At 42.9% G+C, this 23,938-nt stretch carries 24 protein-coding genes; 10 read left to right on the top strand and 14 right to left on the bottom strand.

Features of this window, described 5'->3' with window-relative positions:
* Positions 1–27 precede the first annotated feature (27 nt).
* A complete protein-coding gene (locus VS868_RS04380; protein ID WP_345599107.1) occupies positions 28–384 on the bottom strand; it encodes a transposase in 357 nt (118 codons plus the stop codon).
* Between the two features lie 59 nt (positions 385–443).
* Between VS868_RS04380 and VS868_RS04375 the strand changes: the two genes are divergently transcribed.
* Positions 444–719: a hypothetical protein gene (locus VS868_RS04375; RefSeq protein WP_345599325.1), complete on the top strand. Its 276-nt coding sequence runs from the start codon at positions 444–446 to the stop codon at positions 717–719.
* Between the two features lie 185 nt (positions 720–904).
* Here the strand turns inward: VS868_RS04375 and VS868_RS04370 are convergent, their stop codons facing one another.
* The gene (locus VS868_RS04370; protein WP_266068484.1) at positions 905–1,570 is read right to left on the bottom strand and encodes a hypothetical protein; all 666 of its coding nucleotides are present in this window, start codon (positions 1,568–1,570) and stop codon (positions 905–907) included.
* Between the two features lie 265 nt (positions 1,571–1,835).
* Here VS868_RS04370 and VS868_RS04365 point away from each other — a divergent pair, with 265 nt between their 5' ends.
* Positions 1,836–1,961, top strand: coding sequence for a hypothetical protein (locus tag VS868_RS04365; protein WP_266068485.1), 126 nt, complete (start codon positions 1,836–1,838; stop codon positions 1,959–1,961).
* A gap of 6 nt (positions 1,962–1,967) precedes the next feature.
* Here the strand turns inward: VS868_RS04365 and VS868_RS04360 are convergent, their stop codons facing one another.
* On the bottom strand, positions 1,968–2,492 hold the full coding sequence (locus VS868_RS04360; RefSeq protein ID WP_345599324.1) for a gamma carbonic anhydrase family protein: 525 nt from the start codon (positions 2,490–2,492) through the stop codon (positions 1,968–1,970).
* 136 nt (positions 2,493–2,628) lie between these two features.
* Between VS868_RS04360 and VS868_RS04355 the strand changes: the two genes are divergently transcribed.
* Positions 2,629–3,255: a DUF4403 family protein gene (locus tag VS868_RS04355; RefSeq protein ID WP_345599323.1), complete on the top strand. Its 627-nt coding sequence runs from the start codon at positions 2,629–2,631 to the stop codon at positions 3,253–3,255.
* A gap of 88 nt (positions 3,256–3,343) precedes the next feature.
* Here VS868_RS04355 and VS868_RS04350 read toward each other — a convergent pair whose 3' ends face one another.
* Positions 3,344–3,838 (bottom strand): hypothetical protein, encoded by a 495-nt coding sequence (locus tag VS868_RS04350; RefSeq protein ID WP_266068488.1) that lies wholly within the window; start codon positions 3,836–3,838, stop codon positions 3,344–3,346.
* Positions 3,839–4,033: 195 nt separating this feature from the next.
* On the opposite strand from VS868_RS04350, the gene era reads away from it, so the two are divergent.
* The 3 genes from era to VS868_RS04335 all read left to right on the top strand — a co-directional run bounded on the left by era (position 4,034) and on the right by VS868_RS04335 (position 9,245).
* Positions 4,034–4,924, top strand: a complete 891-nt coding sequence (gene era, locus VS868_RS04345) for a GTPase Era (RefSeq protein ID WP_266068489.1) — start codon at positions 4,034–4,036, stop codon at positions 4,922–4,924.
* A gap of 159 nt (positions 4,925–5,083) precedes the next feature.
* Positions 5,084–6,388, top strand: a complete 1,305-nt coding sequence (gene der, locus VS868_RS04340; RefSeq protein WP_345599322.1) for a ribosome biogenesis GTPase Der — start codon at positions 5,084–5,086, stop codon at positions 6,386–6,388.
* Positions 6,389–6,476: 88 nt separating this feature from the next.
* Positions 6,477–9,245 (top strand): outer membrane beta-barrel protein, encoded by a 2,769-nt coding sequence (locus tag VS868_RS04335; protein WP_345599321.1) that lies wholly within the window; start codon positions 6,477–6,479, stop codon positions 9,243–9,245.
* Positions 9,246–9,765: 520 nt separating this feature from the next.
* Here the strand turns inward: VS868_RS04335 and VS868_RS04330 are convergent.
* The 5 genes from VS868_RS04330 to VS868_RS04310 are packed head-to-tail and all read right to left on the bottom strand — an operon-like array spanning position 9,766 to position 12,913.
* Positions 9,766–10,560, bottom strand: coding sequence for a TPM domain-containing protein (locus VS868_RS04330; protein WP_345599320.1), 795 nt, complete (start codon positions 10,558–10,560; stop codon positions 9,766–9,768).
* A complete protein-coding gene (locus VS868_RS04325) occupies positions 10,560–10,994 on the bottom strand; it encodes a TPM domain-containing protein (RefSeq protein ID WP_266070442.1) in 435 nt (144 codons plus the stop codon). The genes VS868_RS04330 and VS868_RS04325 overlap by 1 nt, the downstream gene beginning before the upstream one ends.
* Before the next feature lie 11 nt (positions 10,995–11,005).
* On the bottom strand, positions 11,006–11,602 hold the full coding sequence (locus tag VS868_RS04320) for a LemA family protein (protein WP_266070443.1): 597 nt from the start codon (positions 11,600–11,602) through the stop codon (positions 11,006–11,008).
* Between the two features lies 1 nt (position 11,603).
* The gene (locus VS868_RS04315) at positions 11,604–11,936 is read right to left on the bottom strand and encodes a MerR family transcriptional regulator (RefSeq protein WP_345599319.1); all 333 of its coding nucleotides are present in this window, start codon (positions 11,934–11,936) and stop codon (positions 11,604–11,606) included.
* Positions 11,936–12,913 carry a M23 family metallopeptidase gene (locus VS868_RS04310; protein ID WP_345599318.1) on the bottom strand — a complete coding sequence of 326 codons (978 nt, stop codon included), beginning with the start codon at positions 12,911–12,913 and terminating at the stop codon, positions 11,936–11,938. Before VS868_RS04310 ends, VS868_RS04315 begins: the two co-directional genes overlap by 1 nt.
* A gap of 125 nt (positions 12,914–13,038) precedes the next feature.
* Here VS868_RS04310 and alaS point away from each other — a divergent pair, with 125 nt between their 5' ends.
* The 3 genes from alaS (at position 13,039) to VS868_RS04295 (ending at position 17,430) form a co-directional block, all read left to right on the top strand.
* The gene (gene alaS, locus VS868_RS04305) at positions 13,039–15,651 is read left to right on the top strand and encodes an alanine--tRNA ligase (RefSeq protein ID WP_345599317.1); all 2,613 of its coding nucleotides are present in this window, start codon (positions 13,039–13,041) and stop codon (positions 15,649–15,651) included.
* Between the two features lie 168 nt (positions 15,652–15,819).
* Positions 15,820–16,758 carry a GSCFA domain-containing protein gene (locus tag VS868_RS04300; RefSeq protein WP_345599316.1) on the top strand — a complete coding sequence of 313 codons (939 nt, stop codon included), beginning with the start codon at positions 15,820–15,822 and terminating at the stop codon, positions 16,756–16,758.
* A 57-nt stretch (positions 16,759–16,815) separates the two neighbouring features.
* Positions 16,816–17,430, top strand: coding sequence for a DUF4230 domain-containing protein (locus VS868_RS04295; protein WP_266070449.1), 615 nt, complete (start codon positions 16,816–16,818; stop codon positions 17,428–17,430).
* Here the strand turns inward: VS868_RS04295 and VS868_RS04290 are convergent, their stop codons facing one another.
* The 4 genes from VS868_RS04290 to VS868_RS04275 all read right to left on the bottom strand — a co-directional run bounded on the left by VS868_RS04290 (position 17,431) and on the right by VS868_RS04275 (position 22,133).
* Positions 17,431–19,188 (bottom strand): aromatic amino acid hydroxylase, encoded by a 1,758-nt coding sequence (locus VS868_RS04290; protein ID WP_266070450.1) that lies wholly within the window; start codon positions 19,186–19,188, stop codon positions 17,431–17,433.
* 149 nt (positions 19,189–19,337) lie between these two features.
* A complete protein-coding gene (locus VS868_RS04285; RefSeq protein ID WP_345599315.1) occupies positions 19,338–19,874 on the bottom strand; it encodes a DUF4136 domain-containing protein in 537 nt (178 codons plus the stop codon).
* A gap of 18 nt (positions 19,875–19,892) precedes the next feature.
* Positions 19,893–21,953 (bottom strand): urocanate hydratase, encoded by a 2,061-nt coding sequence (locus VS868_RS04280; protein ID WP_345599314.1) that lies wholly within the window; start codon positions 21,951–21,953, stop codon positions 19,893–19,895.
* Positions 21,954–21,959: 6 nt separating this feature from the next.
* Entirely contained in the window at positions 21,960–22,133 is a 174-nt protein-coding gene (locus tag VS868_RS04275) for a DUF5522 domain-containing protein (RefSeq protein WP_265164674.1), read from the bottom strand.
* Positions 22,134–22,166: 33 nt separating this feature from the next.
* Between VS868_RS04275 and VS868_RS04270 the strand changes: the two genes are divergently transcribed.
* The gene (locus VS868_RS04270; RefSeq protein ID WP_266070454.1) at positions 22,167–22,493 is read left to right on the top strand and encodes a hypothetical protein; all 327 of its coding nucleotides are present in this window, start codon (positions 22,167–22,169) and stop codon (positions 22,491–22,493) included.
* Positions 22,494–22,508: 15 nt separating this feature from the next.
* On the opposite strand, the gene VS868_RS04265 is transcribed toward VS868_RS04270, so the two are convergent.
* Positions 22,509–23,876, bottom strand: coding sequence for an FAD-containing oxidoreductase (locus VS868_RS04265; RefSeq protein WP_345599313.1), 1,368 nt, complete (start codon positions 23,874–23,876; stop codon positions 22,509–22,511).
* Positions 23,877–23,938 lie beyond the last annotated feature (62 nt).

The raw sequence follows: 23,938 nt of genomic DNA, 5'->3' as shown, positions 1-23,938 counted from the left end.
CTTCCAATAGTATGGCAGTCAGAAGCCTTAGTATCGACTAATTTCTTTTAAAAAAGCAGCGAACTCGTTGGTCATACGTGTTCCCTGTGCTACTAAGTTCCAGTCTCTTTGCACTACCTGTCCGGTATCTTTATCCAACCATCGACGGCGTTTCACATGAAGATAAACGGTGTTTCCCCGGAGCGGAAAGTCTTGAATAGTAATTTCTTTGTGGAAACCTTTAGATACTAAAATCTTGGAAGAATGTTCGTGAGGAGGGATATTGCGTTCTTCAAAATAAAGATGAAGTACTTCTTTTTCTTTTCTACTCTTTTCTAAGTCAAAATTCTCCACCAAGAATTGTGGAAGTACAAGCTTAATCAGGTCCAGGTAATTATTATCCACCTACAGTAATTTTTCTGCAAAGATCGAGATTTACTCCAATTCCTCCACAACATTTAGGAATGATCCGTGATGGGGAAGCTGTTGTGTTCGATTATGAAACAGATCGAAATGTAGTGAATGTACTATTGGGCTGGGTGTCAAAATCTGATGTGTATATAGTCACAATTGGAGATGAAATAACTTTTAATTTTGCCTTTACTCTGAAGAAATCGAGTAGTGGAGGTTGCACTTCAACAAAACTTACTGAATTGGAAATGAGCGGTGCCACTTATGAAACCAGTGAGACGAGTGACGTTACCACTATATTTGTTAGTGCTGGAGGTAGTCAATACTAGTAGTGTAAGAGGTTTTAATGGGAACCAGGACTTCTATGAAATCAATTGTTTTTTCTGCTTTTTTAGCCCTTAAATAAGCCACTCAAAAGAATGATTTGTTTGTTTAGTGAACGTGAACCTTTTTTACGTCTTGTTTGTTCTCAAAAAAGATTTTACCCGATGGAATTTCTTGGGGAAGTTGAGGTTTAGTTGTTAGGCGGAAAAATGGAATTCATTTTTAGATCTGAATAATGAATCCTTTCTCCCTTCCAGAGCAGCACTTTTTCTTCCTCATCTGTGGGAAATTCGGGGTCAATGTGTTTGTCTATGACCGCAGAGTTTTCGTTTGTGATTACCCAAAAGGTAGCAATGTCACCATTGGTCCCGGTTTTAATCCATATGTATTGGTGCCACTGGTTCTTTTTTGAATCGAATTCCAGGTGGAGTGCAATTTCTTTTTCTTCCAGGGGAATATCAAATGCCGAAGGGTTGTGTGGCTTTAAAGTGCCAAGGTCGCTAAACTTCCCTTTTTGATCCAGCTGTAAATTTTCCTTCCCCGAATAGTTGAAAATGACATTTCTCCTGAGTTTTAAATTGGGGATTGGATCCTGGCCATTGAGAGAAATAAGAACTGTAGCTACAGCCGCTTTTAACTTAGAGACCACAGTAGCCTGCGGATAGCTGTAGATGCCTCGGGAAGTCAATTCTTCCGAAAGTTGCTGATTCTTCTTCTCAAGGATTTCTATTTCTGCAAGGCGTTCTTCCAGCAGTTCTTCGTTTTTAAGTTTTTCCTTATTCATTCCTAAAAAGAAGGATGCTGCTGCCACTGCAAGTAAAGCAAGTGCCCAAATAAGATCTGAATTTATCTTCATTAACTATCAAGGGATTTTGATGCAATATAAGATTATCCCTTAAACTACCCTTAATCTAAGGCTTTTAGAAAACAGGAAAATAAATATTGCTGCTTCAGTACCACTTCAGCAGCAATACAAAGCCCGGTAAATATTAGGAAGTTCCTTCAGAAGAAAGATGTAGATGCTCCTCCTTTTTTTCCGAAGAAAAGGGCAATAGAGAAATTTTATATAAGAGGTGTCCGTCTCTGGCACTCAATTTGCTTTCAAATAGGAAAACCTGTATATGTCAAAAAGGGATCTCATAAAGCTTTTCAATAACTCTAATGTGAGGTTTATCGCTTTATTCCTTTTTGCGGCAGTGGCGGGTATTTTTCTTATTCTTTCCCTCAACCAGTTGTGGTCTTTATAAGGGACTCTATTTTACCGGGTCATTTTCAAACCAGCTACTGTACATGATGTAATTAGCAGCGGTTTTTTTTAGGTTAGCTATTTGAGCTTCAGATAATTTTTTCACCTTTTTTGCAGGGATTCCGGCGTAGATGTGTCCGGCTTCACATACTGTTTTTTCGAGCACAACTGCTCCTGCCGCAATTATGCAGCCTTCCTCAACTACGGCATCGTCCATCACAATAGCTCCCATTCCAACCAATGCCCTGTTTTTGATGTGGCAGCCGTGAACTATTGCCCTGTGCCCAATCGAGACATCGTTCCCTATAGTTGTTGCTGCTTTTTTATAGGTGCAGTGAATAACAGCCCCATCCTGGATATTGGTTCTGTCTCCAATGTGAATTGAGTTGACGTCCCCTCTTATTACGGCAGTGAACCAAACTGAACAATCCCTGCCTAAAATGACATCTCCAACTATGGTCGCATTTTCAGCAATAAAACAGTTTTCGCCTATTTTGGGTCTTTTTTCTTCTACGGGTAAGATAAGTGGCATAACAAATATTTAGTACGATAAAGTTACAAAACACGCGGGGTTTATCTGCTGACTGGCCATAATTTTAAGGTACTTTCATTAGAGTTGATTTGAAAAATAAATTTTACTATCTTCTGTTTTCCTGAACCAGAGAATTATGGAAGAGAACATTCCTGATAATAAGTACAATGTGGTTTTGCGCCTGCCGGTGAGAATTGATTACCAGGTGCTGGAAAACTATCTGCAAAAGAAACTACAGGGAAAAATCCTTAGTAAGGGAAAAGCCGATGGTGAAACCTCCGATCATGCCAGAATTCGCAACATTAACCTGCGAAAGAGTCATTTAGAAGATTTTGATTTGGCTGTGCATTTACAGCTAAGCCTTCTCACCACATTATTCAAAAATAAAGAGATCACCGCCGTTGCCCATCTTTCTATTCAGTTTCGGGAAGCAGAGCAGGAGGTGCTTATCAGTCATTTTAAGGTAGAAGGAGAAAATGATGGGTGGTTTGTGAACAGGCTGGTAGAGGCACTTATCAATAATTTTCTGTATTCTAAGCTCAAATCGAAGATGAAGTTTGATATTCGGCCTGTTGTTAAAGTGCAACTTGAAAAAATAAATAACAAGTTGGCCGATGCGCTAGAACTTACCGATGGGATTAATGTCACCGGAAAAATAAATGAATTCCGGATTCAGGAAATTATTGCTGGCCAGAGAAAATTATTGGTTTCTGTAAGTATCCTGGGGAGCAACGTGCTTAACGTTGAAAATATTGACTTTTAAAATAAAAAAGAGGTTCCCAAAATACCTTTTTTGGATACTATGGGAACCTTTGTTTTTGCTAAAGCTTCAGTGTAACCCTCTACTGTGGTTACATCTCCTGGCTGTTGCTGTCAATAAGATTCTTCCGAATTTCATCGTGCTTGTTCATCATTTCTTCATGCTCACTCCTCATGCTGCTGTGCTCATCCATCATAGTCTGGTGCACTTCTTTCATTTTAGAGATCTGCGCTTTCATTTCTGAACTGCTCAAATTTCCGAAGTTATCCTTTAATTCGCGGTGTCCTTCCATATATTCTTTATGCCCGGCTAAAAGTCCTTCGTGTTTCTTGATGATCACCTCATTTTGGGCCATTTGATCGTAATAGGTAGAATCGGATACCTGCATGGTGTCCAGCTGTTGCATAAGGTCCTGGTGATTTTGCTTCATCCTTTCGTGGGTAGATTGAAATTCTGAATGTACCTGCGCAATGCTGTCATTCTGGGCCATTAACTCATCAAATTCTTTTGAAAGGTTCTCTTTTTCATTATCTCCACAAGAAGCCATAAGCGCCATGCTAAAGATTAAAATCACAAATTTTTTCATTATTTTCTAATTTTGTGGGTTAGTACCTTTAAAAATACAAAAGATAGGATTTACTTCTTGTAATTATCTGTTAAAAGGGAAGTTGGGTGAAGATGGTGAGAAAAAATTATCTTCTAAATTATAAGAGCAGGTTCAAATTTTTGCCACTGGTTGCCTGCTTTATAATTGAGTATCTTTGCAAAGAAAAATTGAATTATGGCACATAAAGCAGGATTTGTAAATATTATAGGAAACCCAAATGTGGGTAAGTCTACTCTAATGAACGCCTTTGTGGGTGAAAAACTGAGTATTATTACCTCCAAGGCACAAACTACACGACACCGTATTTTGGGAATAGTGAATGGAGAAGATTTCCAGGTGATTCTTAGTGATACGCCGGGGATCATTAAACCGGCTTACCAGTTACAGGAGTCGATGATGGATTTTGTGAAGTCGGCTTTTGAAGATGCCGATGTCCTGGTGTACATGGTTGAAATAGGCGAAAAGGAATTAAAAGATGAAGCCTTTTTCAACAAGATCATCAATTCTGAAATTCCTGTTTTATTACTTCTGAATAAGATCGACAAATCCAATCAGGCTGAACTGGAAGAACAGGTGCAGCTTTGGAAGGAAAAAGTTCCTAATGCCGAAATTTACCCTGTATCTGCACTTCAGGGATTCAATGTTGCCGAAGTATTTAATCGCATAGTAGAATTCCTTCCCGAATCTCCTGCCTTTTACCCTAAAGACACCCTTACCGATAAGCCCGAGCGTTTCTTTGTAAACGAGATCATCCGCGAAAAGATTCTGATGCACTACAAAAAGGAAATTCCTTATAGTGTAGAGATCGATACCGAAGAATTCTTTGAAGAAGAAGAGATCATTCGCATGCGTAGCATTATCATGGTAGAGCGGGAAACTCAAAAAGGGATCATTATTGGCCATAAAGGCGCAGCTTTAAAAAGAGTGGGCGTAGAGGCCCGTAAAGACCTTGAAAAATTCTTTGGAAAGCAGGTGCACCTTGAGCTGTATGTGAAAGTGAATAAAAACTGGCGAAGCGATATAAAACAGTTGCGACGCTTTGGCTACTCTGGAGACAAGAAGTAAATCTGCCTTTTTTGACAGGTTAATAATTTTTCAGGTGGAAGGGCAATCCTTTATCAAAGGATTTTCCTCTCTGTAATTCCTGAAAATTAGGCAGCTGTAAGTACAGAGCATTTGTTTTAAATCCCCTAATTTTGCACTCTTATTTAAGAGAATATATTTATGAGCAGTATTGTAGCTATTGTAGGACGACCTAACGTTGGGAAATCTACCTTTTTTAACCGGTTGATCCAGCGCCGTGAAGCCATTGTAGATTCGGTAAGTGGAGTGACCAGAGACCGGCATTATGGAAAGACCGACTGGAATGGCCGCAATTTCTCTGTAATTGATACCGGCGGATATGTGCTGGGAAGCGATGACGTTTTTGAAGCCGAGATTGATAAGCAGGTAGAACTTGCTATTGGTGAAGCCGATGCCATTATTTTTATGGTAGATGTTGAGACCGGCGTCACACCTATGGATGAAGACGTCGCACAATTGCTTCGGAAGGTGAACAAACCTGTATTTCTTGCTGTAAATAAAGTAGATAATTCCAAACGGCTTGAAAATGCTGTAGAATTTTACGCTCTTGGACTTGGGGAGTATTTTCCAATTGCCAGCACCAATGGTAGTGGTACAGGAGAATTACTCGATGCCCTTGTTGATGCCCTGCCCGAAGATACCCGCCCCGAAGAAGCCGAGTTACCCCGCTTTGCAGTGGTGGGAAGGCCCAATGCAGGGAAATCTTCGTTTATAAATGCCCTTATTGGAGAAGATCGTTATATAGTAACCGATATCGCCGGAACTACGCGCGACTCTATTGATACAAAATACAACCGCTTCGGATTTGAATTTAACCTGGTTGATACCGCCGGGATACGCCGCAAATCTAAAGTAAAGGAAGATCTTGAATTTTATTCGGTAATGCGCTCGGTTCGGGCTATTGAACACTGTGATGTGTGCTTAATAGTCATGGATGCTACCCGTGGTTTTGATGGGCAGGTGCAAAATATTTTCTGGCTTGCGCAGCGCAACCGTAAAGGTATCGTGATCCTGGTAAACAAATGGGATCTTCTGGAAAAGGAGACCAATACCATGAAAGAATACGAGGCCAATATTCGCCGCGAAATGGAACCTTTTACCGATGTGCCAATCGTCTTTATGTCGGTACTCACTAAACAGCGAATCTTTAAGGCCATAGAAACTGCAGTTGAGGTCTATAATAACCGAAGCAAAAAAATCAAGACCAGTGAGCTTAACGAGATAATGTTGCCTATAATAGAATCAAATCCGCCGCCAGCCTATAAAGGCAAGTACGTGAAAATAAAATTCTGTATGCAGCTGCCTACGCCACAGCCCCAGTTTGCTTTTTTCTGCAATCTTCCGCAGTATGTGAAAGATCCGTACAAAAGGTTTTTGGAAAATAAATTGCGGGAGAAATTTGATTTCAACGGTGTGCCGGTATCGGTGTACTTCAGGAAAAAATAGTACGTGATGTAACTTTTGCCCTTTTTGGGAGTCCAATAAATGCTGTTACCTAAAGTAGCAGCATTTAATATTTAAGACCTCCCTTATAATGAAGCATTTTTTCTTCCTATGCCTGCTCCTAATCTCTTCAGGAGCAATGGCTCAACAATTCTCTATCTCGGGTAAAATTGTAGATGCAGAAACTCAACTCCCTTTAGAATCGGCTACACTATTTGTTGAAAAGGTGCAGGACAGTAGCCTTGTTTCCTACACTATTTCTAATAAAGCAGGAGAATTTGTAATTGAAGGTTCCGGGAAAATGGTTAGTTTAAGGTTAGTGGGCACGTACAACGGCTACGATCCGCTTACCCGATTAATAATCCTGGAGCAGCCAAATATAGATTTGGGACAGCTAAAAATGCAGGTGGCCAACAACATGCTGGGAGAGGTTACCGTAGTTTCTCAAAGAGCTCCTGTCACTATAAAGTCAGACACCCTTGAGTTTAATGCAGGTTCCTTTAATACCAGGCAGGATGCTAACCTTGAGGAAGTAATGAAAAAGCTTCCGGGGGTCGAAGTAGATGCCCAGGGAAATATTACCGTCAATGGGAAACCTGTTTCCCGTATCCTCGTAAACGGAAAAGAATTCTTCGGAAATGATCCCAAGATTGCCACTAAAAACCTTCCGAAGGAGATTATAGATAAAATACAGGTTGTCGATACCAAGACCAAATCTGAAGAATTCACGGGCAAAGCAGGAAACCCCGATGATAAGACCATCAACGTAACCATTAAAGAAGATAAGAACAAAGGATATTTCGCACGTGCAACTGTAGGTGGGGGAACAGATGACAGATACGAGTTAAGTGGCATTGGGAATTATTTTAAGGACGATATGAGGTTAAGTGTGCTTGCCAGCTCCAATAATATTAACTCTTCGGGTTTTTCTTTTGATGAGGTCTTTGACATGATGGGGGGCAGGGCGCGCAGCGTCTCCTTTAATCGTAACGGTAGCTTCAGCATTAACGGGAATAGTTTTGGCGGCAGCGGTGGTATCACCAAAAGTGAGACTGCCGGCTTCAATTTCACTAACGACTGGGATAAAAAATATGAACTGACTGCCGATTATTTCTTCGGAAAAAATGACACCGAAACCTATTCAGTGGTAGAGCGGGAGACTTTTCTTCCCAATAGTACTTTTTTCACTAATTCTGAATCTTCAGGAAACATGGTGAACGAAAGTCACCGGGCAAACCTGGCTTTTGAGGTAGAACTCGATACGCTAACCAGGATCTCGGTAAGGCCATCGGTAAATATCAATAATGGATTTTCAGATCGCAACAGCGTTTCAGAAAGAATGGAAGGGGCCTCTCAACTCCTTTCCATCACCTTTGATAATGAAGAATTGTACAGCAGCAACTTCCGTAATAGAATAGATTTTATCAGGAAGTTTGGCAGCCGCGGGGCCTATTTGCAAATTGATTTTAACAACCGGAACGAAAAACAGGAAAGCGAGAATTTCTTTTATTCCGAAAGGTTTACCGTAGAAGATGGCACCACCACAGGCACTGCAATACAGGATCAGTTCATTGATGAAGATAACAGCTCAGATGAATATGAAGCGGGAATTACCCAGCGCTCTGTTCTTGCCGATAAGCTTTTTCTTGATCTTTCTTATGATTTCTCTGTGCTCAACCTTTCCAATACCCGTTCTGTTTACCAGTTTGACGAAGACAGCGGTGATTATGACCTTTTAGAAGGGGAACTCAGCAACGACTTTGAAGTGACGAGTTACAAGCATATCCCAAATGCCGGAATTAATTACGAAGGCAAAAAATTAAGGGGAGGGTTTAACCTGGGACTTCTAAATACTTCTCTTGAAAATGAGGATTTCCTGGTAGAGAGCTCCTTTAAGAAAAATTACAACGAGCTTTTTATGGAAGCCGACATTAGGTATGAGATCACCCGTGGTAAATCATTTTACTTTAGGTATCGTACAGATAATAACATCCCATCAATTTCACAGTTGCAGCCGGTGCCCAACCTTACCAACCCACTGAACATTATTGTGGGAAATCCCGAACTCGATCCAACCTACTCCCAAAACCTGAATTTTGGATACCATAACTTCGACTTCGCCACCCGCAGCGGAATGAATATCTATGCTTCGGCAACATTTTACGACAACCAGGTGGTGCCTTATTCAATTACTGAAGACCTTATCACAACAACCACTTACAGGAACCTGGATGGAGGTTTGACTTCCTATGCCGGAGTTTTCTATTCAAAGCGATATAAAAAGGAAAAGCAGGAGTATAACTATCGCGTGGGTCTTAATGGAAATTATAACCGACAGTTAGGATTTTCAAACGGTACCCGCTATAAGGCAGATCGTTTTGGAGCTAACCCTTCATTGAGGCTGGGCTATAATTATGAAGAGGTTATCGAGATCAATCCACGGTATGAGCTGAGTTATGTCAACACGCAGTACGGTATTAACAATAACAGGGAAGAAGAGTATGTGAATCATACGGTGGCCCTGGAAGCGACAACATACTGGCCCAAAAATGTGGTTTTTGGCAATGATTTTTCCTTTAATTCCTACGGGAATGTTGCACCTGGGTTTGATGATACCTCACTTTTATGGAACATGAGTCTTGGCTACAAATTCCTGAAAGACGATGCCACATTAAAGCTGAAGGTTTACGATTTGCTAAATGAAAATGTGAGCACCTCCCGTACCACGGGCGAAGATTTTGTGCAGGACACCCGCGAACTCATCCTTGAACAGTATTTTATGCTTAGCTTCACTTACAAACTAAGTAAGTTTGGAGGAAAGGACCCAAACCGAAGAGGCGGAGGGATCATAAGAATGTAGGGGAAGGTAGAAGGCAGATCTTAGAAGTACGAATAAAAAGGAGGGGTTTCAAAAATGGCATTTTTGGAACCCCTCCTTTTTAGTTTGCAGTTGTTAGTAAGCAGTAGATAGGAAGGTAAAAACCTCAGCTGGCGCGGATTTATAATCCGTGCCGTGCACTAAATTATTTTTCAATTTTCAATATGCCGTCCCTCCGGGACTCTTTATGATTCGGGAATAAAGTGCTATAAATATGCCGTCCCGCTGGGGCTTTCAATTGGAATATGTTTTTTGGTATTTGGTGCTTGGAAATTGGTGCTTGAAAATGGGAATTTGACAATTGCTGGCGCGGATTTGTAATCCGTGCCGTGTACAAATCTAAATTTTTTGAATTAGTACTTGTAATATCATATTTTAATTCTCCTGACAACTGATAAACTGACCAGTGATCACTGATCACTGATCACTGATCACTGAGTACTGATCACTGAGTACTGAACCCTACTGCCTACTAAAACACTGCCCACAGCACACTAAAAAATTACCATCCCCCGCCGGCACCGCCACCGCCAAAGCCACCGCCGCCGAAGCCTCCACCAAAGCCACCGCCGCCGCCAAAACCGCCTCCTCCGCCACCAAAGCTGCCACCGCCAAAGCCACCACGGCCAAGGCTGCTAAGCACCAGGATGTCGAGGAGTCCGCCGCCACGACGGAATCCGCCACGGCCACCTCCTCTTTTGTTGCGGGAACTAAGGATGATAAGGAAAACGATAAAAATGAGGGCCAGAACAATGAATCTTGGAGAAGCTCCATCGCCCGAAGCGGGTCGGGAACCTTCAAAAGTGCCGTTAAGCACCTGGAAAATTGCAGTTGTACCCGCATCTAATCCGCGGTAATAACTTCCGGAGCGAAATTCGGGAAGGATCACGCTTTCAATAATTTGTTTTGAGAGGGCATCGGTAAGTGTACTTTCAATACCGTAGCCTGTAGAGATCCAGATCTTGCGTTCGCTTTCAGCCAGTAAGATCAATATTCCGTTGTCTTCTTCGGCCTGCCCCACGCCCCATTCATGAGCCCATTCGGCAGCATAGGTGCCAATATATTCCCCCTGCAGGGATTCTATTGTAGCAATTACTATTTGGGTGGAGGTAGTATCGGCGTAGCTAATAAGCTTGCGTTCTAAAGCCTGCTCTTCCTGTGGCGAGAGTACTTCGGCTTCATCATAAATACTGGTCTCTAAAGAAGGTCTTGCGGGAATGTCCCTTTGAGCATAGGTAGTAAAGCCGAGGCTGAAAAAGATGATTGTAAAAAGGAAATTCCGAAGTAAATTGTTCATTATTTGGATATTTTATCCGAAAGTTCATTGGTGTCATCTTCGCTCCAGGGAAAATGTTCCTGTAATTCCTTTCCGGCCATAAGTATTCCGTCAATGAGGCCTTGTTTAAATTCCCCATTTTTGAACCTTGAAGAAATAGCATCTTTGGTGGTTTTCCAAAAACCTTCGGGCACCACTTTATTGATCCCTTTATCGCCGTAGATCACAAACTGCCGGTCTTCAATGGCAACATAGATGAGCACCCCATTGTCTTCTTTGGTGTTATCCATCTTTAACAAATGAAAAACTTCCATAGCACGGTCCCAGATTTTGCCCTTGCTGGTCTTCTCAATATGTACCCGAATTTCTCCTGAAGTTTTATTCTCGGCCTCTCTAATGGCTGCTACCACTTCGGCTTCGTCTGCTTCGGAAAGAAACTCTTCTATTTTTGACATTTTTGGAACTTTTAGAAATCAAAATCTACTTCGGGTGCGTTTTCTGAACCTGGATCGGCTTCAAAAAGAGGCATTCTTTCAAAACCATACATGCCTACAATAAGGTTGTTAGGAAACTTCCTGATGTAGGTGTTGTAATCCCTTACCTGTTCGTTGTAACGGTTTCTCTCTACGTTAATTCGGTTCTCTGTGCCTTCAAGCTGTGACTGTAGCTGCTGAAAATTTTGTGTAGCCCGAAGCTCCGGATATCTTTCAACGGTTACCAGTAAACGCGACAAAGCTGAAGAAACTTCTCCCTGTGCCTGCTGAAACTGCTGAAGGTTCTCCTGGGTGATATTGCTGGCATCTACATTTACAGAAGTTGCTTTTGCCCGGGCTTCAATAACATCGGTAAGTGTTCCCCTTTCAAAGTCTGCCGCACCTTTCACGGTATTTACCAGGTTTGGGATGAGATCGCTTCGGCGTTGGTATGCACTCTCCACCTGTGACCAGGCTGTTTGTGCAGTTTCCTGCTTTACTACAGCATTGTTATATTTTCCAACAGTTAACAGGTAAAGACCTAAGACAATAGCCCCAATGATCAATACGGGGACGAGCCACTTTTTCATATTACAATTCCTTTTTTAAATTTATTAGTGTAGATTTTATATTTTCTAACTTACGAATGACTTCAAAGTTAGACAATGTTTTCCGGCTTTTCTCTTCCTTAAGATGGATTTTTGCCCCTTCCAGGGTAAAGCCTCTTTCTTTGACCAGATGATAGATCAATTCGAGGTTTTTAATATCTTCTTTAGTGAATTTACGATTGCCTTTGGCGTTCTTCCGCGGTTTTATGGCATCAAATTCTTTCTCCCAAAACCTGATGAGAGAGGTGTTCACGCTAAAAGCTTCAGCCACTTCGCCAATAGAATAATACAACTTATCGGGCAGGTTTACGTGCATTAATCCAGAGATTGGTTTTCAAGTTGTGCCTGCTCCAGGATTTCGTCATATTCAGCTGGAGATAAATGTCCGTAGTAAAAGTTGATAGGATTGATCTTTTCATCATCCTTAAAGATCTCGTAGTGCAGGTGAGGCGCCTGTGAACGGCCGGTGCTGCCAACAAAGCCAATAAGATCACCTCTTTGCACCTTTTGTCCTCTCTTTACATTGTACTTGTACAAATGTCCGTAAAGGCTCACATAGCCATAGCCGTGATTAATTCTAATGTGGTTACCATAACCGCTTGAACGGTTGTCTGCGCGTTCTACAACCCCGTCACCAGTGGCATAAACAGGTGTGCCACGTGGCGCTGTAAAGTCCATTCCATAATGGAATTTTCGCACTTTGGTAAAAGGATCTGTGCGCCAGCCATAACCTGAAGCCATCCTCTTTAGGTTTTCATTCTTCACCGGAATAATTGCAGGAATTGAAGCCAGTAAATTCTCTTTGTCATTGGCCAACTCTACGATCTCGTCAAGGGAGCGGGACTGTACTACCAGGCGCTTGGTAAGCATATCCAGCTTTTTGTGGCTTTCTATAATAAGTTTTGAATTATCGAAGCCTTCCAGGTCTTTATAGCGGTTTATCCCTCCAAATCCCGCAAGGCGCTGTTCTTCGGGGATGGGGTTTGCTTCAAAGTAAAGACGGTAAATGTTGTTATCGCGATCTTCTACATTGGCCAGTACATTCTCAATTTGCTCCATTTTACGGTTAAGCATGCTGTACTGTAACTTCATATTTTCCAGCTCGCGGGAAAGTGCTTTTTCTTTGGGAGTTTCCAGCTGCGGGATGTTGAGGTAGATTACCAGGAGAACAAAGCCTGCCAGGATGGTCCCCAGCACACTAAGAGCAGCAATTCCAAGGCGGCGGCCTTTTTTGCGCTCAATCTTTTTGTAAGATAGCGTCTCGCTGTCGTAATAATATTTAACCTTAGACATATAAGTTAAATTATTCTATTTTTGCGTTACTTAATATGTTGCAAAAACAGTGCAACAATCAGCTTGAGAAACGAACAAATATAAAAATTGTTTTCCCGACAGCATAATATTAAATTCTAGCCTTCATGAAATCCCAGGAGATACGTTCTAAATTCCTCGAATTCTTTCAAAATAAATCCCATAGCATAGTGCCATCGGCACCCATGGTAGTAAAAGATGACCCTACGCTCATGTTCACCAATGCCGGGATGAACCAGTTCAAGGAATTCTTTCTTGGAAACGGAACCCCAACCAGCCGCCGCATCGCCGATACCCAAAAATGTCTTCGCGTGAGCGGGAAGCACAACGATCTTGAAGAGGTGGGTAAAGACACCTATCATCATACCATGTTCGAGATGCTGGGCAACTGGAGTTTTGGAGATTATTTTAAGAAGGAAGCGATACATTGGGCATGGGAACTGCTCACGGAAGTTTATAAATTGAACAAGGAAGACCTTTATGTATCGGTTTTTGAAGGCAGTGAAGAAGAAGATCTGCCAGTAGACCAGGAAGCATTAGATCTTTGGAAGGCAATAGTGCCCGAAGACCGCATTATCTACGGAAATAAAAAAGATAATTTCTGGGAAATGGGTGACCAGGGGCCGTGCGGACCTTCTTCTGAAATCCATATTGACCTTAGATCGGCTGAAGAGAAGGCGAAAACACCCGGAAGGGACCTGGTAAACAATGATCATCCGCTTGTAGTGGAGATCTGGAACCTGGTTTTCATTCAGTTTAACCGAAAAGCCGATGGTTCCCTGGAAAAACTTCCGGAGAAACACGTTGATACCGGGATGGGCTTTGAGCGTCTCTGTATGGCGCTGCAGGGCGTAAAATCCAATTACGATACAGATGTTTTCACCCCGCTCATCAAGAAGATTAGCGAGGTGACAACTTCAGAATACGGGAAGAGCGAAGAGACCGACATCGCAATTCGCGTAATTGCCGATCATGTGCGGGCGGTATCTTTTGCCATTGCCGACGGGCAGTTGCCGGGTAGTACCGGCGCCGGTTATGTGATTCGTCGTATCCTTAGAAGGGCCATTCGCTATGGCTTCACTTTCCTCAACCAAAAAGAAGCCTTTGTTTATAAACTGGTTGAAACGCTGACAAGCCAGATGGGAGAAGCATTTCCCGAACTTCGTTCTCAGCAAAACCTCATCACAAACGTGATAAGGGAAGAAGAAAATTCCTTTTTACGCACGCTTGATCAGGGGTTGGTGCTGCTGGATCAGATCATGCAAGAGAGCAAAGACAAAAAAGTTTCCGGCCAAAAAGCCTTTGAATTATATGACACTTTTGGATTCCCTATTGACCTTACCGCACTAATTCTGAGTGAAAAAGGCTACAGCCTTGACCAAAAGGAATTTGAAGCCGAGCTTCAGAAGCAAAAAGATCGTTCGCGAAACGCATCCAAGGTGACTTCGGGAGACTGGCAGGTGGTGAAGGAAGCAGAGACCGAAGGTTTTGTGGGCTATGACAGCCTTGAAGCCGAAGTGGAGATCTTGCGCTACCGCAAAGTGGAATCTAAAAAAGAAGGGGAGCTATACCAGCTGGTCTTCAGTAAGACGCCTTTTTATCCTGAAGGCGGAGGTCAGGTAGGTGACAAAGGAACTCTGGAGTCAAAAAATGGCGCTGTAAATTACATTTTAGACACCCGTAAAGAGAACAACCTTATTATTCACCTCACCAAAGAACTTCCCGAAGATCTTTCGGGTACTTTTTCGGCCAAAGTAAATGCGGCTCAACGCGCACGTACTGCGGCCAATCACAGTGCCACGCACTTATTGCACCAGGCGCTCAGGGAAATTCTCGGGCCGCATGTAGAGCAAAAAGGTTCTATGGTGCAAAGCGATTATTTAAGATTTGACTTCTCTCACTTCAGCAAAGTTTCTTCGGAAGAATTGCAGCAGATAGAAGATTTTGTGAACACGCGGATTGCCGATAAACTACCGCTTGTTGAGAACAGGGAAATGCCTTATCAGGATGCTATAAACGAGGGTGTAATTGCTCTTTTTGGAGAGAAATACGGAGATAAAGTCCGCGCTATTCGCTTCGGAAAATCTATGGAACTCTGCGGCGGAACGCATGTAGGAAATACAGCCGATATATGGCATTTTAAGATCATTTCTGAAGGAGCCGTGGCTTCGGGGATTCGCCGGATTGAAGCTATTACCAACGAGGCTGCCAAAGAATATTTTACTGCCCAAACCCAAACCTTCAGCGAGATCAAAGCTGTGCTTAAGAACGCCAAAGATCCCGTGAAAGCAGTGGTGAACCTGCAGGAAGAAAATGCCGAATTAAAGAAGCAGATCGAATCTCTGCTTCGCGATAAGGCAAAAAACCTGAAGGGAGATCTTAAAAACCAGATCAAAGAAATTAACGGCATCAACTTCCTGGCTCAAAAAGTGGATTTAGACATAGGCGGCATCAAAGACCTTTCTTTCCAGTTGGGAGATGAAATGGATAATCTATTCCTTCTTTTTGGTACCCGGCAGGATGAAAAAGCAATGCTGTCCTGTTACATTTCAAAGAACCTGGTACAGGAAAAAGGTCTTAATGCCGGAAAGGTAGTAAAGGAACTCGGTCGCTACATCCAGGGCGGCGGCGGCGGACAACCATTTTACGCCACCGCAGGAGGTAAAAATCCTGCCGGATTGGACGAGGCCCTGCAAAAGGCTGAGGAGTTTGTAAAATAAGATTTTTAAATCGTCTAAACCTAACAGGTCTCCAAGACCTGTTAGGTTTTATATCTCAAATTAACCTGCAAGGTCTTTTTTTGACCTTGTAGGTTTTTGCTAGAATATTTCTCATTTAAAAAGACCTACAAGGTTTTTAAAACCTTGTAGGTCTGCAAATAGAAACAAATGGAATTCCGTACTCAAGTTCCCGTCATTTCGAAAGAACCAAAAATCGGTTACTCTTCAAAAGTGCTGCTTTTGGGTTCCTGTTTTGTGGAAAATATCGGAAAGAAACTGGAGTACTTTAAATTCCCGAGCCTGCTCAATCCCTTCGGAATTCTTTTTCATCCTGCGGCCATTCACAACTTCTTAAAAAGGGTAAAAGAGCAGCATGTTTTTACTGAAGCAGATATTTTTTACCACAATGAAACCTGGAAATGCTATGAAGCCCATTCCGATCTTAATTCCGTAGAAAAAGAGGAGATCCTGAGCAAATTGAACGCTGCAGTCAAGGAAACCCGCGAGTTTTTGAAGACAGCCACTCATGTGATCATCACGCCGGGAACAGCCTGGGGCTATAGGCTAAATGAAACTGGCCGGCTGGTGGCTAATTGCCATAAAGTGCCACAGGCGAATTTTAGCAAGGAAATAACAGATGTCAAAAATGCCATTTTTGACCTCTCAGAAATTGTGAGGTCGCTCAATCCTTCAGCCGAAATTATCTTCACTGTTTCCCCTGTGCGACATTTAAAGGATGGTTTTGTTGAAAATCAGTTAAGCAAGGCAAAACTCATCACTGCGATTCAGGAAGTAGTGGCTTCAGAAGAAAATTCTGGCTATTTTCCGTCGTATGAGATCATGATGGACGAGCTTCGGGATTACAGGTTCTATACTGAAGATATGGTGCACCCTAATAGTGTGGCGGTAGATTATATTTGGGAAAAATTCAGGCAGACCTGGATAGCTTCAGCAGCTTCCGAAGTAATGAAACAGGTAGATACCATCCAAAAAGGGCTTTTACACCGGCCTTTTAATGAAACTTCTGAAGCACATCAGAAATTCCGAAGAAATCTTCAACAAAAAATAGAAAAACTCGAAAAAGAAGTGCCTCAGATTAATTTTTAAGGGAAATCTTCACATTTTCTTCAAAAAAAGCAGGTTCCTAATTTGTATTTTTAGAACATGAAGAAATACATTCTTGGTGCCCTTGCAGTACTGCTTATTTTCATGGTTTATCGCTATTTTGAGAACCGAAATGCCGAAAGAGATCGCCTGGAGGAAAGCACTGCGCTTATTCAGCAGCAAATTAAGAACGTTGGGAAACTTGTGGTGACCGAGGGAACTTTTTCGCAGGTTTATACTTATAAAGACACAAAAAACAGGTTTCTGGATGTGCTCCCGGCCCGAAAAAGGGCACTAATTATTGTGAATACGAAAGCGACGGTGGCGTACGACCTGAGTAAACTGGTCACTGAGGTTGATGTTGAAAATAAAACGGTTCACATAAAACATATTCCGGAAGAGGAGATAAATATCTACCCCGATATAAAATATTACGACATCACCCAGGATTACCTTAACCAGTTTACGGCCGATGATTATAACAAGATCAAAACGCGCATCAATAAATCAATGCGGGAAAAAGTGGAGAATTCCACTTTAAAATCCAACGCCAAAAACCGGCTGATAAGTGAGCTGCAAAAGATCTATATCCTCACCAACACCCTTGGCTGGACGCTTACCTATAACGATCAGGAATTTAGCGCCGAACAGGAAATGCAGGAGTTGAAGCTGTAATTAGTGCGTTACTAACCCGGGTTTTACCAAACCGATCCCGTTATCGATAAGGTGTGAAACTTCTGGTCTTCTTTGTTTGATATCTTCCAGATGTTCCAGTACTGCCGAAGCCAGTTTCTCATCCTTCCCGCTGGCAAGTTCAAAGATCTCTACGGAAAGCAGCCAGTCTTTAGGATGATATTTTTTCACAAGATCAAAAGCTGCTTCCAGCGAGAATTTGGTGTTTTTTCCCTGCCTTATATTTCTAATAGATTCATAGAGGGATTCCAATTCCTCCCGCTCCGGTGTTTTTTTACTTTTAATGGTGGTCGAGGAAGGAGTGTGAGTGATAAGATTAAAGGATTTTGCATCTGCAGGTCCTGCAAAGGCCGAGATCACTTCTTTTCCAATGGCCATGTCATAATTACCCCACTCTGTCTTAAACAGCACCTCATCTTTCCAGGTGACGGTGCAATTCTTTAAGCTTATAAGTATGATCTTTCCCTGTAAATTCCTGGTGCCGGTGATGATCTCCCCCTTAACAGTTATCCCGCCTTCAAATTCAAAATTCACCTGTTCGCCTTCATAAATATCGTAAGCTCGCAGGTCACGCGGACTCATATCTTCAATGGCAAGGTTGATGCCTTTTAACCTTCCAACGGGAGAACCAAAGCCATCGGGATGGTTTTTCTTGCCGTGGCCCACCAGTTCTTTCTCTCTGGCAGCCAGGGCAGTTTCTCCGGTTGTTTGGAAATAAACCGGTTTTCCATGATCTTCAATCACGCGGGTGAAATTACCCGAGATTTGTATCCCGGTGCTGAGTTCTATCGTACCAATATTTTTGGAATTTATAAGTTTTTGAAGGCCTTCCAGGCCGCCAACGCGCAGTGCCATTTTATTGGCGAACTGTTCCAGGACAAGACTCAGGTGAGCAAAGTCGGGTGTTACGTACAGCTGTGGCTGAGGTTTTGTAATGTCGAATTCCTGCTGTGCAGCTTCAATGGTATAAGGTATTTTCTTAACCTTATCGGTCATGCACCAGGCGCTTTCCCCAATCGAGGAAAGGAGTCCGGCGCCATAGATTTTAGGATCTTCGGGCGTACCTATGAGTCCATATTCCACGGTCCACCAGTGCAGGTTTCTAATCTGGGCCATCTCGCTTTGCTCCCGCTGGTCATTCTGCAGTTCGTCAACTTTTTTCTCGGCAGCTTCGATCTCTTCCTGCGGTGTATCTTCGGCTTCTTTGATGATGGAAAGGTGGCGAATGGCTTCGTAGATCTCGTAATCTTTTGCGCTGGAAATGGCTTTGCAACCAATCTCCCCAAAGCGCCGGAGGTATTCGGCGTATTCGGGATTTGCAATAATAGGAGCGTGGCCTGCACCTTCATGGATAATATCAGGTGCCGGGGTGTATTCTATGTGCTCGAGTTGCCTGATGTCACTGGCTATCACCAGTACATTAAAAGCCTGAAACTCCATAAAAGCTGCCGGCGGAATAAATCCGTCAACCGCTACGGCGGCCCAGCCAATTTCCTTGAGGATCCTGTTCATCCCGTACATATTGGGAATATGATCTATGGAAATTCCTGTTTTTTTGAGTCCGTCGAGATAAGAGGAGTGGGCAACCTTGCTAAGGTAATCTACATTTTTGCGCATCACATACCGCCACACCGCCTGATTGATTGGCGTGTAGTCTTCGTAATTCTGAGGCTTTATGAATTGCTTAAGGTGTGCCGGAAGCCGGTCAATGATCTCATTCGATTCAAATTCTTTTTCCATAGCTATAGGTAATGAACAGGTTTTAAAGATACAAAAATATAAAGTTTGTAATCTATTGAATACCATTTGTATAGGCTTCAGTATAAATCAAAAAAGCCGCTAATTTTTTAAGTTTTTAGCGGCTTTAGATGGGGGACTTAAAATGTAAATTAGTTCAAAGAAGGCGGATATTTCTCCAGGATCTCTTCAACTATTTCGTTTATTCTCTCTTGTTTTTGTTCCACTTTTCTTGATAGTGCAGCAGTGCCCATTCCCTGCCAAACCAGTTCTTTTTTTCCTGCATCAATAAGGTCTATATACAAAGTACCTTCGGTAGTAGAGCTTACGGTGTTATATCCAGATCCCCAATACCAAGGGTGCCAGCCCCATCCGTAACCATAGCCGTAGGCGTTGTTATAGATGTTCACGTTCTCCTTGGTCTTGGTGAAAATGCTTACAAGCATGTCCGGATTATCTGACTTTGTAAAGCCTTTTTCCTGCATTTCCTGGTCTATGGCTCTTAAAATCCTTTTTTTGTCAAGATCAGAAATTTCTGCTTTGTCAATACCGGGTTTGAAGAAGGCATAGGTCTGGTACTGTGAGAAGTTGACTTCCCTGTCGTAATCTGTCGCTACTTTCACGGTACTACAGGAAGTCATTACCAGCACGAACAGAACGAGTACCGAAGTAATTTTAATCGCTCTCATATAAATATTGTTTTTAGGTTAATTGTCCAACAGGCGATCATCTACAATGTTGGGCATAGTGACTTTTAAACGAGGTTCTACTTCCATCGCGCGTTTTATGGCTAACACAGCACCTTCGTTTCGGGCCCATGATCTACGGGCAATCCCGTTGTTTACATCCCAGAATAACATTGAGTTAAGTCGTCTCTCCGACTCTTTATTTCCTTCAAGAACCATACCGAACCCTCCATTGATCACTTCACCCCAGCCTACACCGCCGCCGTTGTGAATGCTCACCCAGGTGGCGCCTCTAAAGCTGTCGCCAATCACATTTTGTATGGCCATATCGGCTGTGTAGCGGGAGCCGTCGTAAATATTGGAAGTTTCGCGGTAAGGAGAATCGGTGCCCGAAACATCGTGATGGTCACGCCCCAAAATTACAGTTCCAATTTGCCCTTTTTCGATGGCTTTATTGAAGGCACGTGCGATTTCAATCCTGCCTTCAGCATCGGCATAAAGAATTCGGGCCTGTGAACCTACCACCAGCTTATTCGCCCTGGCACCTTCGATCCACTTGATGTTGTCCTGCATTTGCTGCTGAATTTCTTCGGGAACCTCTTGTTTTAACTTCTGAAGTACTTCCCGTGCAATCTGGTCGGTTTTCTCCAGATCTTCTTTCTTTCCTGAAGCGCATACCCAGCGAAAGGGACCAAAACCGTAATCAAAACACATGGGCCCCATAATGTCCTGCACGTAACTCGGGTATGCGAAATCTTTGTCTTCTCCTGCTGCAGCTCCGCTAACAAAATCACCTGCCTCGTCTTTATAGATTTTGGCACCTGCTCTCGAAGCCTCCAGTAAAAAGGCATTTCCATAATCGAAAAAGTAGGTGCCTTTTTTGGTGTGGCGGTTAATGGCTTCGGTTTGTCGCCGCAGACTTTCCCGTACTTTTTCTTTGAACCTTTCGGGATCGCGGCTCATCATGGTGTTTGCTTCTTCCATCGTGAGGCCTGCCGGATAATAACCTCCTGCCCACGGGTTGTGCAGGGAAGTCTGGTCGCTTCCTAAATCAATATGAATATTCTCTTCATCAAATTTCTCCCATACTTCTACCACATTTCCGAGGTATGCAAAAGAGATGGTTTTTCCTACTTTTTTTGCTTCAGAAACTTTTTGGACCAGCACATTGAGGTCTTTAACAACTTCATCTACCCAGCCCTGAGAGTGACGTGTTTCTACTGCTTTTGGATTCACTTCGGCACAAACCGTAATGCAACCGGCGATATTTCCGGCTTTGGGTTGTGCGCCGCTCATGCCACCAAGTCCTGAAGTAACAAACAAAGAACCCTCTCCTAAAATGCCCTTTTTGACACCCTTGCCCTGGGGAGAGGTGGACGTTTGAGCAATTTTCCGAAGCGCATTCAGTACCGTAATCGTGGTGCCGTGAACGATTCCCTGAGGGCCTATATACATATAGCTGCCCGCAGTCATTTGTCCGTATTGAGTTACGCCAAGCGCATTGAATTTTTCCCAGTCGTCCTGTTTGGAGTAGTTGGGGATCATCATGCCATTGGTTACCACCACGCGCGGTGCATCTTTATGTGAAGGAAAGAGTCCCAGCGGGTGACCTGAGTTCATCACCAAAGTTTGTTCTTCGGTCATTTCGGCCAGATATTTCATCACCAGGCGGTATTGTGCCCAATTCTGGAAAACAGCGCCGTTGCCGCCATAGGTGATCAACTCATGCGGATGTTGGGCCACCTGAGGATCCAGGTTGTTCTGGATCATGAGCATGATCCCTTTTGCCTGCTCACATTTTCCGGGATATTCAGAAATTGGCCGGGCATACATCTCATAATCGGGACGCAGGCGGTACATATAGATCCTTCCGTAGGTATCAAGTTCCTCGCGGAATTCGGGCAGCAGCTTTTCGTGATGTTTGCTGTCAAAATACCTAAGTGCATTGCGCAGGGCGAGTTTTTTTTCTTCAGCAGAGAGGATGTCCTTGCGTTTTGGAGCATGATTTACATTGAGATCATAATCTTTTGCGGGAGGCAGGATGTTGGGAATACCTTCTAAAATGGCATTTTTGAAGTCCATATAGAATTATTTTTTCTGTTGATTCGTTTTTTTATTGAAGCCGTAAGGGCAGTGACGGCAGCCACTTTCACAGCAATAACCTCTTTTGAGGTGGTATTGTTCGGTAAAGCAGCGGTAGCCTTCGGGGGTGAGATAATAATCGCCTTCTTCAAGCGGAATTTTTTTTCTTGAAAAACTCATATCACAAAAATAGCATTTTCTTATCTTGCCCTAATGTTTGTGGTGGTTAATAAATTTATTCTTGCCAAACACTTTGATGGCGTAGTCCTTTGGCCATTTATTATAATAAAGCGAAAAGATCTTAAAAGTAACCCGGTCTTCATGAACCATGAGCGCATTCACCTCAAGCAACAGGTGGAGCTACTGGTGATCTTCTTCTTTGTGTGGTACTTTTTCGAATATTTCATCAGGCTCATAAAGTACAGGGACTCCTATAAAGCTTATAGTAGAATTTGTTTTGAGCGCGAAGCTTATGCCAACGAAAGAAACCTGAATTACATTCCCCGACGTTCATTCTGGGGTTTCAGAAAATATCTCTAAAAGGCCTTTTCAAGGCTATAGCTCCCGAAGATTTTCTAGCATGGTGGGAATAAGTTCGCTTACCGTGGGGTGAATATGTACGGCATCCCGCATTACTTGGTAGGTTGCGCCTGCATACATCTGGTCTATTACGGTGTGGATGTATTCATCTGCCCCGGTTCCTAAAAATGTTGCTCCCAGGATCCTGTCTGTTTTGGCATCAATGAAGATCTTCATTTTTCCGGCGGTCTCTCCTTTTTCTTTAGCACGTGCAACCTTCTTCATGGGCATTTCAGCAACTTTAGCTTTTATTCCCTGAGCTTTGATCTGTTTTTCATCAAGACCTACCCGGGCAAGCGGCGGATCGATATATGCGGCATAACAGGGAAAACGGTCAGTCAATTTTCTCTTCCGGTCTTCATACAAAGTGGAATTTACAATTTGGAAGTCATTGTAGGCGGTGTGGGTAAAGGCACCTTCTCCATTACAATCTCCCAAAGCCCAAATGTGCGACACCGATGTCTGCAGTTCATCATTCACTTTGATGAATCCACGGTCGTCCAATTCTACGCCAGTTTTTCCCAGCCCTAGATCATCTGTATTTGGAACTCTTCCCACTCCCAGTAAAAGGTGAGAGGTGGTTATTTTTTTACTTCCTGTTTCACAGTTATAGGTTACTTCAATTTCGCCATCTTTTTCAGCAGCTTTGATACAATCAGAATTCAGCAGCACATTGATGCCGCTTTCTTTGATGATCTCGGTAATGGCTTCAGCAATATCGTCGTCCTCTTTTTTCATGAGGGCCGAACCCCGCTCCAAAATAGTCACTTCACTTCCAAACCGGCTAAACATCTGTGCAAATTCCAGCCCCACATAACCACCACCCACGATAACAAGATTTTTGGGCACTTCTTCCAGATCGAGCATACTGCGGTTGGTGAGATAGTTTACAGCTTCAAAATCTTTTGGCACCCTTGGCCTGCCTCCCACATTGATAAAGATCTTTTCTGCCGTTAATTCTTCCCCGTTAACCAAAATAGTATGGTTGTCCAGAAACTCAGCTTTTCCTTGAAAAAGAGTAATATGCTCTTCTTTTTCAAAAGCTTTTTTGAGGCCTTCATGAGAATCGGCTATTAGTTGATCTTTCCGGGTCTTGATTGTTTTGAGATCTACCTGCACCTCTCCTTCAATATTCACCCCCATTTCCCGGCTATTTCGGGCAATAAAGGCTCTCCTGGCCGAGGCCACATAAGCTTTGGTTGGCGTACAACCTGTGTTGACGCAAGTACCGCCAAGTTCACTCTTCTCAATAATGGCAGTTTTTAATCCGTTTTTGGCGAGGCTGGAAGCCAGGGGAGGGCCTGCCTGTCCCGTTCCAATTATAATGGCATCAAATTTTTTCATCGGGTCTAAATTAATTTCAGAAATTAAATATACTTTTTGACAAACCACCCTTTGTTTCTTAT

The sequence above is a fragment of the Salinimicrobium sp. 3283s genome (genome assembly GCF_039602225.1).
Lineage (GTDB): Bacteria > Bacteroidota > Bacteroidia > Flavobacteriales > Flavobacteriaceae > Salinimicrobium > Salinimicrobium profundisediminis.
Note: the sequence above shows the minus strand (reverse complement) of the source record. Positions and strands in the feature narration are given on the sequence as shown.